Here is a 14640-nt window from a genome sequence, read left to right on the forward strand (position 1 = left end):
TTTTTAACTTGTCGCCCCACTACTGTCCCGTTAAAGTGGACTAATCGCTCTTTGAATTAATTGAAATACAGTCTATTAGGTGGTGTTTGGGAATGAAACGGACTTGATTTCGTAACTTTGCAGTCAAATTAAAATGACTGCTATGTTCCAAGACAAATACGTTTTTGCCCAGCTCACCGCTTTTTTGAACAGAACTCAGTTTAACAACTATGTTCGCAAGTATGATGGAAACCGCTATGTGAAGCATTTCACATGTTGGAATCAGTTGCTTGCTATGATGTTTGGTCAACTGAGTAATCGAGAGAGTTTGCGAGATTTGATTGTTGCTTTTGAAGCACATAGAGCAAAGCAATACCATCTTGGATTAGGGCGTAAGCCTATTGCGAAAACGACATTTGCTTCTGCCAATCAGAATCGTGACTACCGTATCTTTGAAGACTTTGCTTTCTATATGATGGAGCAAGCCAGGAAGAAACGAGTAACGGATATCTTCAAGTTGAAAGGCAATGTATATGCTTTCGACTCAACGACCATTCCATTGTGTTTGTCGGTCTTCTGGTGGGCAAAGTTCCGTAAGAAGAAGGGAGGAATAAAAGCACATGTGCTATATGACCTCGAATCTCAGGTTCCAGCTTTCTTCCATATCTCTACAGCATCAGTTTACGACTCAAAGGCTATGAAGGAAATTCCTTATGAATCAGGTTCTTACTATGTTTTCGACCGTGGATACAATGCATTCAAGGAGCTTTTCAAAATACATCAGCATGAATCGTTCTTTGTTGTGCGAGCCAAGAAGAATCTGCAATACAAATGCTGTAAATGGAGGCGCAGGTTGCCAAAGAATATATTGACAGATGCTGTGATTGAATTCACTGAATACAATTCATACCGGAAGTATCCAGAGAAACTCAGACTCGTCAATTTCTATGATGAAGAACAAGGTAGGGAGTTTGCCTTCCTGACAAATGCTTTTCATCTAACAGCTCCTGAAATCGCCAACCTTTACAAGAACAGATGGCAGATAGAGCTGTTCTTCAAATGGCTAAAGCAGCACCTCAAGATCAAGAAGTTTTGGGGTACTACAGAGAATGCTGTGAGAATCCAAATCTCATCGGCAATCATAGCCTATTGCCTTGTTGCTATCGTACAACATGATTTGCAACTTAAGCGATCAACTTATGAGGTTCTTCAGATTCTAAGCATTTCTCTTATGGATAAGACACCACTCGTAGATCTCTTCGAAAGGACTGATTTCAATAATTTCAAAGAACTCGATTGTCCCCTCTTTCCGGGGTTATTTGATTAATATTTAACTGGTCCCGATTTTAACGGGACACTAATGATCCCAACCGTATTGCCTTATAGAAATTTCCTGACCGCTCCATTATTTTAATGACATTGATTTTTGGAACATGAATAAAAGTTTATCTTTTTCGTTCATGCGGATATTATCAGAATAACCGTCTTTTGTTATTTGATACCCACATGGCTTAACCATAAAAATGCCTAAGCCCTTAGTGTACGAACTTACTTCTGAGGCATAGTCTTTACTTGTATTTAATGGAACTTTCCCTTTAATATGACACCACTCATTATTACAACTGATGTCTTCAATCTCAGACATCAGTTTTTGCAAATCTGTAATAGCTTTGGAACTCGCTACTTGGGGTATCTGCAACTCAAAACAGAGCATCGGTTCGAGAATGTCCACACCTGACTGTTGCAAAGCCAGCCTGAAGACATAAGGGGTCAGCTGTCTGAAATCAGCAGGTGTACTTACCGGGCTATAATACTCGGCTTGAGTAAAAGTTACTTTCAGATCTGTCACTTCCCATCCATGTAAACCAGATTGGCAAGACATACGAATCCCTTCAAAAACGGCATTTTGAAAAGAATGGTTCAGATAACCATAGGAGATGTCACTTTCGATTTGCAACCCTGCCCCTAACGGTAAGGGTTCAAGAGTCAGCCCTATTGTGGCCCAGTAAGGGTTGGGTGGTACTTCGATCTGAATAATCTTATTGACCTTTTTTATAGGTCGTTCTTTGTAGATAGTCTTGATCTCATCAAAATGGACCTTTACGGAAAATCGTTCTTCCAGCAATGTCTGTATGATTTCCTTTTGGGTCAAACCATATAACGAGATTTCCAATTCATCACTATATGAGTTTATGGAAAAGGACAAAGACGGGTCTTCAATCCACAATGTATTCAGAGCGGATATCACCTTGCTTCTCTCTTCGGGCTTATTTGGCCGGACGGAGGATTTGAGAGCGGGATGCTGATGAGATAATCCTTGAATCAAACAAGGTTTAGCACCTAAATAATCTCCGATTCGAAAATCTTCTATATCTTCTACAATCGCGATATCATTGGCACCCACTTCATCAACATTTATCTCTCTGCCCTGATAAATAGTCTTTAGATTTTTAATCTTGATGAATTTTTCCGAATCGTTGATTCTTACAACGTCTCGAAGTCTCAGACTTCCGTCAATTATTTTAAGAAAACTTCTTTTATGCCCTTTGGGGTCATGCTCTATCTTATAGAGATAAGCTGAAAGTCTGTTTGAGACTGATGCCGGAGGAAGTATAAAAGAAGAAATGGCGTCCAACAACTCATTGATACCGATATTGAACATTGCTGATCCATGTAGCACCGGATAGACTTTGGCTTTTGCCACAAGAGCGATTATCGTATTCCAATAATCAGCCGGTGAAATTTCGCTATCCGCCAAATATCGTTCTAATATATCGTCGTCATGGTTGCATACAAATTCTTTGTATTCTTCCTTTATATATGTTTGGGAGCAAACCGGATAAACCGATCCATCGACAACAGTTTGCATAAACAGGACATCTTGCGACAGATTTGTTTTTATATCCATATACAAACGCTCCAAATTCACACCGGCACGGTCAATCTTATTGATAAATATAATTGTCGGGATTTGCAGCTTTTGTAAAGTACTGAACAGCAACTTTGTCTGCGCTTGTATGCCTTCCTTTGCGGATAAGATGAGGACTGCTCCATCAAGCATTTTGAATGTCCGCTCCACTTCCGCAATAAAATCCATGTGTCCCGGAGTGTCAATGATATTGCATTTCACTCCATTCCAGATAATAGATGTCGTAGAAGCCCGGACAGTAATTCCTCTACGTTTCTCTATATCCATAGAGTCCGTTATGGTGTCACCATTATCCACACGGCCGCACTTTTCCGTTGCTCCACTGGCAAACAGCAGATTCTCGGTTACGGAAGTTTTTCCTGCATCAATGTGAGCAAGAATTCCTAAATTTATAATATTCATTTGCACTACAATTTATAATATTCATTTGCACTACTGTCCCGTTAAAGTGGACTAATCGCTCTTTGAATTAATTGAAATACAGTCTATTAGGTGGTGTTTGGGAATGAAACGGACTTGATTTCGTAACTTTGCAGTCAAATTAAAATGACTGCTATGTTCCAAGACAAATACGTTTTTGCCCAGCTCACCGCTTTTTTGAACAGAACTCAGTTTAACAACTATGTTCGCAAGTATGATGGAAACCGCTATGTGAAGCATTTCACATGTTGGAATCAGTTGCTTGCTATGATGTTTGGTCAACTGAGTAATCGAGAGAGTTTGCGAGATTTGATTGTTGCTTTTGAAGCACATAGAGCAAAGCAATACCATCTTGGATTAGGGCGTAAGCCTATTGCGAAAACGACATTTGCTTCTGCCAATCAGAATCGTGACTACCGTATCTTTGAAGACTTTGCTTTCTATATGATGGAGCAAGCCAGGAAGAAACGAGTAACGGATATCTTCAAGTTGAAAGGCAATGTATATGCTTTCGACTCAACGACCATTCCATTGTGTTTGTCGGTCTTCTGGTGGGCAAAGTTCCGTAAGAAGAAGGGAGGAATAAAAGCACATGTGCTATATGACCTCGAATCTCAGGTTCCAGCTTTCTTCCATATCTCTACAGCATCAGTTTACGACTCAAAGGCTATGAAGGAAATTCCTTATGAATCAGGTTCTTACTATGTTTTCGACCGTGGATACAATGCATTCAAGGAGCTTTTCAAAATACATCAGCATGAATCGTTCTTTGTTGTGCGAGCCAAGAAGAATCTGCAATACAAATGCTGTAAATGGAGGCGCAGGTTGCCAAAGAATATATTGACAGATGCTGTGATTGAATTCACTGAATACAATTCATACCGGAAGTATCCAGAGAAACTCAGACTCGTCAATTTCTATGATGAAGAACAAGGTAGGGAGTTTGCCTTCCTGACAAATGCTTTTCATCTAACAGCTCCTGAAATCGCCAACCTTTACAAGAACAGATGGCAGATAGAGCTGTTCTTCAAATGGCTAAAGCAGCACCTCAAGATCAAGAAGTTTTGGGGTACTACAGAGAATGCTGTGAGAATCCAAATCTCATCGGCAATCATAGCCTATTGCCTTGTTGCTATCGTACAACATGATTTGCAACTTAAGCGATCAACTTATGAGGTTCTTCAGATTCTAAGCATTTCTCTTATGGATAAGACACCACTCGTAGATCTCTTCGAAAGGACTGATTTCAATAATTTCAAAGAACTCGATTGTCCCCTCTTTCCGGGGTTATTTGATTAATATTTAACTGGTCCCGATTTTAACGGGACACTAATGTTGTCGCCCCAGAAGGAATCGAACCTTCGCTAACAGGACCAAAACCCGTTGTGCTACCATTATACCATAGGGCAAGTTGAGTTCGGGAGGTAGGACTCGAACCTACGAAGTCATCAGACAGCGAATTTACAGTCCGCCCTCGTTGCCACTGGAGCACTCCCGAATTTTCAAGTGGAGCCTCGTGGAGTCGAACCACGTTTTCGGGATTTTCAGTCCCGCGCATACACCAAGTCTGCCAAAGCTCCTTACTGATGTTGCCCCAGATGGAATCGAACCACCACTTGCAGATCCAGAATCTGCCGCACTACCGTTATGCGATAGGGCAAGTTTGCGGAGGCTAAAGGATTCGAACCTTTGAGACGTTGCCGCCTGCCGGTTTTCAAGACCGGTGCAATAGACCAACTCTGCCAAACCTCCAATATTGTGACTCGTGAGAGACTCGAACTCCCGACACCGACGTTCGTAGCGTCGTGCTCTGATCCAACTGAGCTAACGAGCCAATGTGCGGAAGCAGAAGGATTCGAACCTTCGGAACCTTTCGGTTCGGCACGTTAGCAGTGTGCTGGTTTAAGCCGCTCACCCATACTTCCTTGTTTTGACGATGCAAAGGTAGTAAGGGAGAGTGAAGTCTTTTTTCGTAGCAAGAAAAAAGTTTCAAAAAAGTTGTTTTTTGAGTGATTTTTCCAGAAAAAATGAATCCGAACAGAAGAAAACGGGGTGTTCTGTTCGGATTTTTATGTTTTAAACAATTTCTTACGCAGTCTTTACGTTGTTCACGTATCTTATCTTTAGTGTCCTGTTAAAATTGGGACAAGTTAAACATAAATCAAGTAACCCCGGAAAGATAAGACTATCAAATCCTTTGATATATATTCTCCGTAAGAAGTATTCTGTATATCTATCTATAATTCAAGGACGTAGTGTTAAGTAGTAACTTATTTCAAATCATGAAAATCATCCATTACTACATCAAGGTAAACGTCTGGTAATCCTTCATAATCTTTAGGCTTAGATAAAAAATCCGGAAGATTTAAAACTAAAGTTTTTTTCGGACGTTCTTTATCTTTACATTTCTTCAAGTACTTTCTTTTGCGTATGTACTCTATCAATTCGTCATAATCAAGACCCTTTTGAGATTCATCCCAAAGAAATTCAGTATATCCTTGGTCTGGAATATATAAACACTTTGTACATCCCAAAATATTGCTGATTTTTTTTATATAGTTTCTGTATTTTATCAAGATTTCAAGATAATCTGGGGTATCTTTATTCCAAATACAAGTCTCAAAACCATGCCATCTAAAGGGTGATTCTGTAAGATGCAGATCAACATGATAGGGGTATACGTCAAAGGAAGTATCTTGTTTATTATCAATACTAACTTCATATAACCTCTTATATTCATCAGTAATTACTTTCATTATAATTGAAATATCATGTTGGGCATTTTCGTGATGCAATCTAAACATCTCTATGATATTGTAATCTTCATCTTCCTTTTTCATAATGATATTAGCAGAAAATCGCTTGCTTATATCTTTGGCAAAAGCTTTTGGCGAAGATATGTCCAATTTATGCTTGTATGCCAACGGAACTATGTCTATTCCCATAACATTATATTGTTTGATTATTAACTATTTTACTTCATAAGTGTCCAGTTAAAAGCAGGACCTGTTAAACATAAATCAAATAACCTCGGAAAGATGAGACTATCAAGTCCTTTGATATTATTGAAATCTGTCCTTTCGAAGAAATCTGTGAGTGGAATCTTATCCATGAGCAAAATGTTTAGAATCTGAAGTACCTCATAAGTCGATCGCTTAATTCATTGTGCAATATCATTAATAACTGCAAAAGTACAAATTCAAATCGTCGTCCCCTTTGAACCACTTGCAAAAGACAGAATTTCGATTAATTCAAAGAGCGATTAGTTCACTTTATCGAGACAGTAGTGATATCATATAAATAATATGTACCACATAGCACCCCGATATGAAGGTTCAACACCGGAGGATTAAATGTTAAAAGTCCTCTCTGTTTTTAATACCAAAGAGGACTTCGCTATGAAGTTTTACCACAATGCCACTTTTCCTGCAATACCTAAATCAACAGTTGCAGTTACTACACCAAGAGCCTTGAATACTCTTCTCATAGTAGGTATAGTTATGCTGTAACCTTTTTCTAATCGAGAGATTTGTGCTCTTTTCACACCTATACGCTCACCCAGTTGTTCTTGGGTCAAGTTCTGCTCTAAACGAGCTTTTTTAATGGCTTCTCCCAAACGGTAAGCATGTAAAGCTTCGTCCACATCACTTTCAAAAGCGTCACGTTTTGGAGTGCCAACTTTTCCAAAGTGCTTGTCAAGCACATCGTCCAATGGAGTAAGATTCATCTGTGCCATAATCATTTGTTTTTAAAATATTCTTTTCTAATAGCTTCTGCTTTCGCAATTTCTTTGTTTGGTGTTTTTTGAGTTTTCTTGATGATGCCATGTGTGGCAATTACCAATGTATCTTTGTCTTTGTCCCAAAAAGCAAACAAACGATAAGCAGTTTTGTTGTACAATGTACGAAATTCCCATATCTCCGAATTTTCCAACTTCTTGAAAAGTTCCTTGTTGCGTTCTCCACCTGCAACACGCTTGATGTTGTAGTAGATTTTATAGGATACCGCTTCGGGTAAACTTTCAATAAAGTTCTGTGCCTCGTCAGTCAAGACAAGTCGAAAAATATTATGTGCCATACATATTCAATTTATTTGCAAAGATAAGCAAAATGTTTCATAATCAAGAAACAAATTGCGTTTAAATGAGTTATATATCCCATTTTTAACATTTCCATAGCAAGTAATTACGCATAGGAAACTTATATAATGGGTAAATTGGAATGAAGAAAATAATTCTAAAGTCTTAGAGTCGACATAAAAAGTTTAGCACAACAAAGTGCTGGATGCTCCTTCAAGCACATAAAGACATCTAAAACTACCACCACCAGAGCACGAAGTTCTGATGGTGGAAATATTATTTTTCTCAATCAATAAACCAATGAATAGTTCACATTGAAATAGGTGTCTGAAACCTTCATGGTTGTAATCACCATGGATTTGTCCTGGTTGGTGAAACAGTACTGCAGGCTGGCTTCATCGGCTGAAACAAGCGTGTAATGCTTCTTCAGATAGTCAATGACAAGCCCACGGTTCACACTTCGCTCCGTATCAATGACAGAATAAAGAGAACCGTCAAGACGGGAGAAACTGTAAAGAACGCCTTCACTACCCTGCCCTGTCATATAGGTCAACTGGATGTTGTCGCCGGAAGTCTCAGCTACCTGGCGGTAACGCTTCATGGATTGAGCCATATAGCTCTTGATCTCATCCACATTTGCACCCATGATATGGTAAGGCTCTGTCCAAACGTCCAGTTTTGTTTCCGGACTCTCGACCTCCTCCATCGGGTCATCATTGCCGCAAGAGGTGAATACTACAGGTGAAGCCATCATCATCAGAAGGATGGCGATTGAAAGATACTTTTTCATTTTCATGACTTTTCATTTTTGATGTTATTTAATTTCATTGTATTCATATCCACATGTGGACATGTATCAACGTCTATATGTATATATGTATCAACGTACATGTGTATCAATGTATTCATGTGTACATGGCTACACATCCACATTTTCTACATGACTTCCCGGATGGTTTTAGTCCTGATTTTCTTGACCTTACCATATTTCGACTCATACGCTTCAACGCCTTGTTTCATGACGTATTCCATGAAGGAGCGGATGGTGAAACCTTCCTTTCGGGCGATGCTCTGAACCTTGTCAACGAGTTCCTTTGAGCAGATAAAGGAGAAATGTCGCCAGGGTTCATCATTGGGCGAATCGCTCTCTGTCTGAGGGCTGGGAGCAGAAATCTGTTGCTCCTGAGGATTCCCAGGAGACTTGTCAAATCTGTCCTGCGGATGAATAGCAGCCTTTCCGAGAATGTTGCCAAGCAGGATGTCCATATTCTTCTTTGCCATAGTCTTTACTGATTACGTGAGATAATTTCTTCTGTCAATGCCTGATAGTCCTTCGCTCCGTTCGACTGAGGGTCGTATTCAAAGATGCTCTGACCGCTGCCTGCCGATTCTGCCAGGGCGATGTTTTCACGGATGCGAGTCTGCATGGTAATAGTCTCATAACGGGACTTCACGGCTTGCTCAACCACCTTGTTCAATTTGCGATGGTTGAATCTGGCGATAAAGACTCCTCCCAATCTGAGGTTCGGCTTCACTCGCTGCAAGGTCGAGACAAAGGAATCGAGCATTCGCATTCCTTTCAGAGGAAGAAGCTCTGGAGTCATTGGAACGATGATTTCATCTGCAGCAAGGAAAGCGTTTGTGGTAACGATTCCCAAAGATGGAGGACAGTCTATGAGAATGTAGTCATAGTTCTGCTTCACGGGTTCGAGCAGTCGGCTCAGCAGCTGTTCTCTTGCCAGGAGATTGGTCAAGGCAATCTCTGCGCTTGCCATTTCGAGGGAGGAAGGAACGAGGTCGAGGTTCTCCCTGACGTGCTTCACTGGCAGGGGTGCGCCATCAACCAGAGAGTCAAAGATACTTGCCTGCACCTCATTTTCATTTAGGATGAAATACAGGGTAAGATTTGCCTGACCGTCAAGGTCTATGAGCAGGACTTTCTTGCCCATACGTGCCATACAAGCCCCGATGGAGGCTGTAGAGGTGGTCTTCGAAACGCCACCTTTATGATTGGCGAATGTAATGATTTTCAATGACATAATATAAAATCTTTTGTATATATGTATTAACGTATTCATGTGTACATGGCTCCACGTGTACGTGGCTACATGTATTAACGTGTACAAAGGTACGGGTATCTGGCGAAAGTTCCTTCACGCTTCCCCTAACAACCCAAAGTGTCAGGGGAAACGTCAGGATTTGAGGTATCATTTATTCAAAAGTGAAGGTGCGGATGTAGAAATAGGTGTCATCGTCCTCATACTCATATTCATTGATGAAGTCCATCATCTGCTCATCGGTTCGCTCTCCCTGCTCAATGCCGGTCTTGGAAGTCCATTCCCTGATGGCTTCTCCGATAGTGCCGTAAACATCATCACAACAATCCTCGAATGGTTCGCCGGATGCGCTGACACAACATTCTTCGGGAAAATAATCGCCTTCATCGTGGGTGTAATAGACCTCACATCCACACTCGCAGCATCTGTAGGAAATGCTCAGTTCATCATCCAGGAGTCGGTTTATCTCAAAGAAGAGGTCATTGCAAGCATCCCAGGCAGTTTCGGTCTCGAAGGAAAGCAGACTGGTGTCTTCATCCTCCTCATACTCTGCCCAGTAGATGTGACCACGCACACAGATGTGCTTCTTCTGATAGTCGATTCCATAGTGCTTTGCAAGGTCATCCAGCCAGATGTTCCTGCTGTTCACCTCCATGCGCTGAAGGGTGTTCCAAAGGTTGCTTACTGCCTTTTGGGTTCCTGTAACCTTATAGGTTGTTGTTGCCTGATTAGCCATTGTCTTGTATATTTATTTGATTACCATTCTGTATAATAACTCTGGTCGTTGGATTCACATTCCTCTGCCCATTCCTCATCTGTGAAGTCGCTATGCAGACAGTCCTTGCTGCAATAGTAGGCTACTCCCATGTCTGCACAATAACCCTCACGCATCAGCTTGCCGCATTCAGAGCATCGTCTGCAAGCCCTGTCGGTGTTCCACCAATAGTCCACGAAAGACTCTGCCACCACGTCCTCGCTTGTGTTCTCATCCCATTTGTCAAGATGGGATGAAGCAAACTGGTTCAACTCCTGCTCACTGAAGAGTTCCTTGTCTGTGCCGTTCACCGCCTGGGTTAGTCGGCTGAGAATTGATTTCATTGTTGTCATAATGCCATCTGATTTTATCTCCCTTTCGTAGATCAACTACTTCGGGGATGGTTAAAAATTATGTTGCATCCAGAAGGTGTTATGGCTATCCATACAAGGTTTTGTCTGCAAAATACTACCCGAATGGTGTGGAGATTTTTCAGCAAAGCAGCGCCCTGACCTTGTAAAGATAAGACAGAACCGTTACCTTCGCAACAGAATTCTTACCGATTCCCAGAAGTCGATGAATGAAATCCTCCTATAACTGGCTATCCTTTCAGCAAGGAAAAGTATAAGCATAAAATAGAAAAACCTGTTGTATATCTGTTGGTTATTGACGGTTTTGCATCGTTTTAATAGGGTATTAAAATGAAGCAGAATGATTAAAATGACAAGAAGTATAAGCACAAAAAAAGCGACCCGAAGGCCGCTCTTTTATCTGGAGAGAAGGATTTACTTATCCTTCTGGGTCTTGCCCTGCTGAGAATCAGGAGCATTCTCCTTCTCAACAGCTTCGTAGAACTTGGTGGCTACGAGAATCACTCGGTTGTGCTTGACTCCCTCGGCATCCTGCCATTCCTCTGGCTTGAAGTAGCCCTCTACAGTGAGGAGTGCTCCCTTGACCAGGCGGTCGAATGAAGAGGTATTCTCGTTCTTGCGCCAAGCCTCTACATTCATGAAGGCAGAAGTACGAGAGTTTTCATCGCCATTCTTCTCATTGCGGCTGATGGCCAGTGAGAAGCGAGCTACGCTTGCGGTTGTAAACTGATGGATGCTTGCATCCTTACCTACGAAACCAGTTACTGCGAAAGAATTTTCCATCTTTTTCATAATTCAATATTTTTAGAAGTGAAACATTTATTTTTTACGATGCTATCAGAGTTGGCAAGGAAAACATAGGAAGCAAGGAATTATAGAATTATTTCACCCTTGGGCAAGAAAAGTTTTTTGGATGAGCAGCAGACGGAAAAGTTTTTGAAAAAATTCAGAGAATAAGGCACCTGGTACTTGCAGAAATGTGGCTTGCACTAACTTTGCAGCGGAAAAAGTAAGTGTGGATGCTTCGTCCAAAAATATGAATGAAAAGGATGAGTAGAAAATATCTGCAGTTGGTTGGGTAAAGGAAAGCTGCATCCTCCTCGATGTTTGTTCAAGCAAACTGGTTGCGCAAGATGGCTTATAAGTTCAAGAGACTGGCAGGAAAACTCAAACTTCATCATGAACATGAATAAGACTAAGCGAAGGACAGAACGATCTGACCTACGACTGCCAAGGGTAAGCATCAGCATGTAGAGGGAAGCAGTTCTGAGAAGCATGATGCCTGAGACAAGAGGCAAGCTCAACCAATATCTCTTGGCAACAAGCGAAACTGAAGAGAAGGACTACGGAATTTCAGCAAGGAGAAGAAGGCAAAGCCTTGAACCAGCTAAAGAGCAGCCAAGGCAAAGCTTACGGCGCATACAAGTTTAAGGTTTAAGTTTACCCATGTATTATACATGTTCTTTCAAACTCAAATAGTAAACCACTACCCTCTTACAACCACTCAAACCAGGAAGTTTACAAGTTTAAAAAAAACATATATGTATATATGCCGAAATAAACTTGTTTATAACATATAATCAAGGATTTTGGGAGAATCTATTTTTCCTTGCTGAAATGCAAGAATAGTTATTCGAAATGGAGAGGAAAACTCATCCATATTAGGATAAAAATCGCAAAAACATGCCGATAAGTCGTGGAAATCTATCGTTTTTCAATAGATTTCCACGACTTATCGATACATTTTGGAGTTTTTGCAGGATAAATGCATTTTTATACAACCAGTAACTTCCACAAATAGCGACAGCTTTTGACAAGCAAAAGGTCTTAAATCAGCTAATTTGTGTTAATTATGCAATATTTTTGCAAGTATTCGACATCAAACTATACATTTTTCGAAGAAAAAGCTTATCTTTGCATCAGTATTAATAAGAAAATGACATTGTTATGATACTTAGAGCTACATTTGAAAATATATATTCCATCAAGGATGAGACTCAAATCAGCTTTGTGGCTGGTAAGAGCAATGCCCATCCGTCTCACGTTTCCCGTGCAGAGAAGCGTGATGACATTTCTGTTCTGAAGGCTGGTATCGTTTATGGTGCCAATGCTTCCGGAAAGAGCAACGTCATCAAGGCCATTGCCCTGCTCCAGCAGATAGCCAATGGAAGCTTTCCGCAAAGCAAGGTGGAACCTTTCAAGCTTGCTGATACCGAAGAGAAAAACTCTAAGGTCGAAATCGAGTTCAAGACCAAGGGTAAGTGCTTCGCCTATGGCATGGAGTTCAACATCGGAGGAATCAAGGAGGAATGGCTGTTTGAAATCAACAGCCGTACCGACAAGGAAGTTTTCACCAGAAAGGTTACTGCAGACGGCAACGAGTTCACGTTTGGCAAGGTGGATGGAAACGAAGAAACATCCATGCTGCTGAAGTTCATCGCCCACAGTACTCCTTCTGATTTCAGCTTCCTTTCAGAGTATGTGCGCAGAAACGGCAAGGGACTTGAAACCATACGCATGGCCAAGAACTGGTTTGCAGACGGCTTGAAGATCATCTTCCCAAGCACACGCCTGCAGGGAATTTCTTTCCTTACTGAAAACAATGACGAGCTGCAGGAAACGACTCGCTCGCTTCTTGCCTACTTCAACACGGGCATTTCAGACGTGCGCCTGTACAAAATCAAGAAAGAGGATGTAAACTTATCTTCCGATTTACTTGACAACATACTCAGCAAGGCCAAGAACGGCAAGGCGTACAGCATGGCTGCCACAGTTGGAGGCGAAATGCTTCTTTTCGAGGTAAATGCCAACGGAGGATATGAGATTTACAAGCAAAAGGCTGTTCACCGGAATCTTACTTCCGGCACAGAAGTTGTTTTTGATCTGAGCGAAGAATCTGATGGCAGCATCCGATTGCTCGACTTCATCCCAATGCTCATCGATTTGAAGCAAAATGAAGTTGACTATCTCATCGACGAGATTGACCGCAGTATGCACCCGATGCTCTCGCAGAAAATCTTAGAGTGCTATTTCTCAGGACTGGAGTCAGGAAGAGACACTCAGTTCATCTTCTCCACCCATGAATGTAACCTGCTCAACCTCGACCTTATCAGAGCTGATGAAGTCTGGTTTGTCGAGAAGGGAAAGGATGGAGCGTCTCATCTTACATCCTTGGCAGAATTCAAGCCTCGTGAAGATGTCCGCAAGGGTTATCTTTTAGGACGCTATGGAGCCATTCCGTTCTTTGCGCCTATAAGTCAATTAAAATGGTAACAGCTATGAGACAAAGAAAAGACTTTCAACGAATAGAAGGAGTTAAATCTTCTCGACTCATTGTCATAGCTGCCGAAGGAAGAGCAACCGAGAACATTTACTTCGAGGCTATGCGCCAGGAACTATGTGCAACTAATGTACAGCTGGTTGTTCTTAACCGAGAAGATGACAACTCTAATCCAGCCAATGTTCATCGTCAGATTAAGGATTTCATGGATGAATACAACATCTTGGACGATGATCAACTATGGATTGTAATTGACCGTGACGACTGGAAGGAAAAGATGCTTGCCGACATTGCACAGCTATGTCAGCAAAACAGCAATCTCAGATTTTGCATGAGCAATCCATGTTTCGAACTTTGGTTGATATTGCACCTTGAAGACATCGAAGATTATTCGGAAGAGGACAAGAAAAACCTCTTTGAAAATCCTCGCTTGTCAACTCATGGTACATGGACGAAATATCATCTTCGAAAACTGATGGGACATTATCAGGAATCAGACTATGATCCATCCATCTTACTTCCACATGTCGAAGAGGCTATATGTAGAGCAGAAAAGCTGGATATAAACCCAAAAGACAGATGGCCACAGACTACTGGAACCAGAGTATATTTACTCGCAAAAAGCATCATGGACAGATAATGACCGTACAGATAAGTCGTGAGATACATTCCAAGACGATGCAATAATCCAGCGTCCCTTACGTTATTACAGAAGAAGAGGACAACCGCATCCGCAACCGAAGGGAGACCTTCATCAGGGAAACAGGCACCG

The 14640-nt window shown here is 41.3% G+C and carries 14 protein-coding genes and 7 tRNA genes; 4 read left to right on the forward strand and 17 right to left on the reverse strand.

The genetic code is table 11. From position 1 onward, the window contains the following. Window positions 1–142: 142 nt before the first annotated feature. On the forward strand, window positions 143–1306 hold the full coding sequence (locus ONT18_RS04835) for an IS4 family transposase (protein ID WP_118192664.1): 1164 nt from the start codon (window positions 143–145) through the stop codon (window positions 1304–1306). 78 nt (window positions 1307–1384) lie between these two features. Here the strand turns inward: ONT18_RS04835 and tet(Q) are convergent, their stop codons facing one another. After that, on the reverse strand, window positions 1385–3310 hold the full coding sequence (gene tet(Q) / locus ONT18_RS04840) for a tetracycline resistance ribosomal protection protein Tet(Q) (protein ID WP_004291466.1): 1926 nt from the start codon (window positions 3308–3310) through the stop codon (window positions 1385–1387). Between the two features lie 153 nt (window positions 3311–3463). Here tet(Q) and ONT18_RS04845 point away from each other — a divergent pair, with 153 nt between their 5' ends. Next, on the forward strand, window positions 3464–4627 hold the full coding sequence (locus tag ONT18_RS04845) for an IS4 family transposase (protein WP_118192664.1): 1164 nt from the start codon (window positions 3464–3466) through the stop codon (window positions 4625–4627). A 39-nt stretch (window positions 4628–4666) separates the two neighbouring features. On the opposite strand, the gene ONT18_RS04850 is transcribed toward ONT18_RS04845, so the two are convergent. The 16 genes from ONT18_RS04850 to ONT18_RS04930 form a co-directional block, all read right to left on the reverse strand. Further along, a tRNA-Gln gene (locus ONT18_RS04850) sits at window positions 4667–4737 on the reverse strand. A gap of 7 nt (window positions 4738–4744) precedes the next feature. Next, window positions 4745–4826 (reverse strand) — tRNA-Tyr (locus ONT18_RS04855). Between the two features lie 9 nt (window positions 4827–4835). Continuing rightward, window positions 4836–4908 (reverse strand) — tRNA-Phe (locus ONT18_RS04860). Window positions 4909–4917: 9 nt separating this feature from the next. After that, a tRNA-Gln gene (locus ONT18_RS04865) sits at window positions 4918–4988 on the reverse strand. A 6-nt stretch (window positions 4989–4994) separates the two neighbouring features. After that, window positions 4995–5080: transfer RNA gene (locus ONT18_RS04870), tRNA-Ser, on the reverse strand. Window positions 5081–5087: 7 nt separating this feature from the next. Beyond that, window positions 5088–5162: transfer RNA gene (locus tag ONT18_RS04875), tRNA-Arg, on the reverse strand. 6 nt (window positions 5163–5168) lie between these two features. Beyond that, window positions 5169–5253: transfer RNA gene (locus ONT18_RS04880), tRNA-Ser, on the reverse strand. A gap of 345 nt (window positions 5254–5598) precedes the next feature. After that, entirely contained in the window at window positions 5599–6273 is a 675-nt protein-coding gene (locus ONT18_RS04885; RefSeq protein WP_264904396.1) for a hypothetical protein, read from the reverse strand. Window positions 6274–6734: 461 nt separating this feature from the next. Further along, window positions 6735–7064 (reverse strand): helix-turn-helix transcriptional regulator, encoded by a 330-nt coding sequence (locus tag ONT18_RS04895; protein WP_264904397.1) that lies wholly within the window; start codon window positions 7062–7064, stop codon window positions 6735–6737. A 2-nt stretch (window positions 7065–7066) separates the two neighbouring features. Beyond that, complete coding sequence (locus ONT18_RS04900) at window positions 7067–7405, reverse strand: type II toxin-antitoxin system RelE/ParE family toxin (RefSeq protein WP_264904398.1); 339 nt, start codon at window positions 7403–7405, stop codon at window positions 7067–7069. Window positions 7406–7695: 290 nt separating this feature from the next. Further along, window positions 7696–8202, reverse strand: a complete 507-nt coding sequence (locus ONT18_RS04905) for a hypothetical protein (RefSeq protein WP_264904399.1) — start codon at window positions 8200–8202, stop codon at window positions 7696–7698. 140 nt (window positions 8203–8342) lie between these two features. Beyond that, window positions 8343–8687 (reverse strand): hypothetical protein, encoded by a 345-nt coding sequence (locus tag ONT18_RS04910; RefSeq protein WP_264904400.1) that lies wholly within the window; start codon window positions 8685–8687, stop codon window positions 8343–8345. A gap of 5 nt (window positions 8688–8692) precedes the next feature. After that, the gene (locus tag ONT18_RS04915; protein ID WP_264904401.1) at window positions 8693–9445 is read right to left on the reverse strand and encodes a ParA family protein; all 753 of its coding nucleotides are present in this window, start codon (window positions 9443–9445) and stop codon (window positions 8693–8695) included. Window positions 9446–9617: 172 nt separating this feature from the next. Next, on the reverse strand, window positions 9618–10199 hold the full coding sequence (locus ONT18_RS04920; protein ID WP_218413442.1) for a hypothetical protein: 582 nt from the start codon (window positions 10197–10199) through the stop codon (window positions 9618–9620). 20 nt (window positions 10200–10219) lie between these two features. Further along, a complete protein-coding gene (locus tag ONT18_RS04925) occupies window positions 10220–10570 on the reverse strand; it encodes a hypothetical protein (protein WP_264904402.1) in 351 nt (116 codons plus the stop codon). A gap of 432 nt (window positions 10571–11002) precedes the next feature. Next, on the reverse strand, window positions 11003–11380 hold the full coding sequence (locus ONT18_RS04930) for a single-stranded DNA-binding protein (RefSeq protein WP_006846538.1): 378 nt from the start codon (window positions 11378–11380) through the stop codon (window positions 11003–11005). A 1155-nt stretch (window positions 11381–12535) separates the two neighbouring features. On the opposite strand from ONT18_RS04930, the gene ONT18_RS04935 reads away from it, so the two are divergent. Both ONT18_RS04935 and ONT18_RS04940 read left to right on the forward strand, forming a co-directional pair. After that, entirely contained in the window at window positions 12536–13861 is a 1326-nt protein-coding gene (locus tag ONT18_RS04935) for an AAA family ATPase (protein WP_264904403.1), read from the forward strand. A gap of 5 nt (window positions 13862–13866) precedes the next feature. Continuing rightward, complete coding sequence (locus tag ONT18_RS04940) at window positions 13867–14508, forward strand: RloB family protein (protein ID WP_176452280.1); 642 nt, start codon at window positions 13867–13869, stop codon at window positions 14506–14508. Window positions 14509–14640: the final 132 nt, after the last annotated feature.

Origin of the sequence: Segatella copri (assembly GCF_026015295.1) — a bacterium.
In the GTDB taxonomy this organism is placed as follows: Bacteria; Bacteroidota; Bacteroidia; order Bacteroidales; family Bacteroidaceae; genus Prevotella; species Prevotella copri_C.

Coding starts and splice junctions, on each gene's coding strand:
- ONT18_RS04835 (WP_118192664.1), top strand. CDS start 143: ATGTTCCAAGACAAATACGTTTTTGCCCAGCTCACCGCTTTTTTGAAC.
- ONT18_RS04845 (WP_118192664.1), top strand. CDS start 3,464: ATGTTCCAAGACAAATACGTTTTTGCCCAGCTCACCGCTTTTTTGAAC.
- ONT18_RS04885 (WP_264904396.1), bottom strand. CDS start 6,273: ATGGGAATAGACATAGTTCCGTTGGCATACAAGCATAAATTGGACATA.
- ONT18_RS04895 (WP_264904397.1), bottom strand. CDS start 7,064: ATGGCACAGATGAATCTTACTCCATTGGACGATGTGCTTGACAAGCAC.
- ONT18_RS04900 (WP_264904398.1), bottom strand. CDS start 7,405: ATGGCACATAATATTTTTCGACTTGTCTTGACTGACGAGGCACAGAAC.
- ONT18_RS04905 (WP_264904399.1), bottom strand. CDS start 8,202: ATGAAAATGAAAAAGTATCTTTCAATCGCCATCCTTCTGATGATGATG.
- ONT18_RS04910 (WP_264904400.1), bottom strand. CDS start 8,687: ATGGCAAAGAAGAATATGGACATCCTGCTTGGCAACATTCTCGGAAAG.
- ONT18_RS04915 (WP_264904401.1), bottom strand. CDS start 9,445: ATGTCATTGAAAATCATTACATTCGCCAATCATAAAGGTGGCGTTTCG.
- ONT18_RS04920 (WP_218413442.1), bottom strand. CDS start 10,199: ATGGCTAATCAGGCAACAACAACCTATAAGGTTACAGGAACCCAAAAG.
- ONT18_RS04925 (WP_264904402.1), bottom strand. CDS start 10,570: ATGACAACAATGAAATCAATTCTCAGCCGACTAACCCAGGCGGTGAAC.
- ONT18_RS04930 (WP_006846538.1), bottom strand. CDS start 11,380: ATGAAAAAGATGGAAAATTCTTTCGCAGTAACTGGTTTCGTAGGTAAG.
- ONT18_RS04935 (WP_264904403.1), top strand. CDS start 12,536: ATGATACTTAGAGCTACATTTGAAAATATATATTCCATCAAGGATGAG.
- ONT18_RS04940 (WP_176452280.1), top strand. CDS start 13,867: ATGAGACAAAGAAAAGACTTTCAACGAATAGAAGGAGTTAAATCTTCT.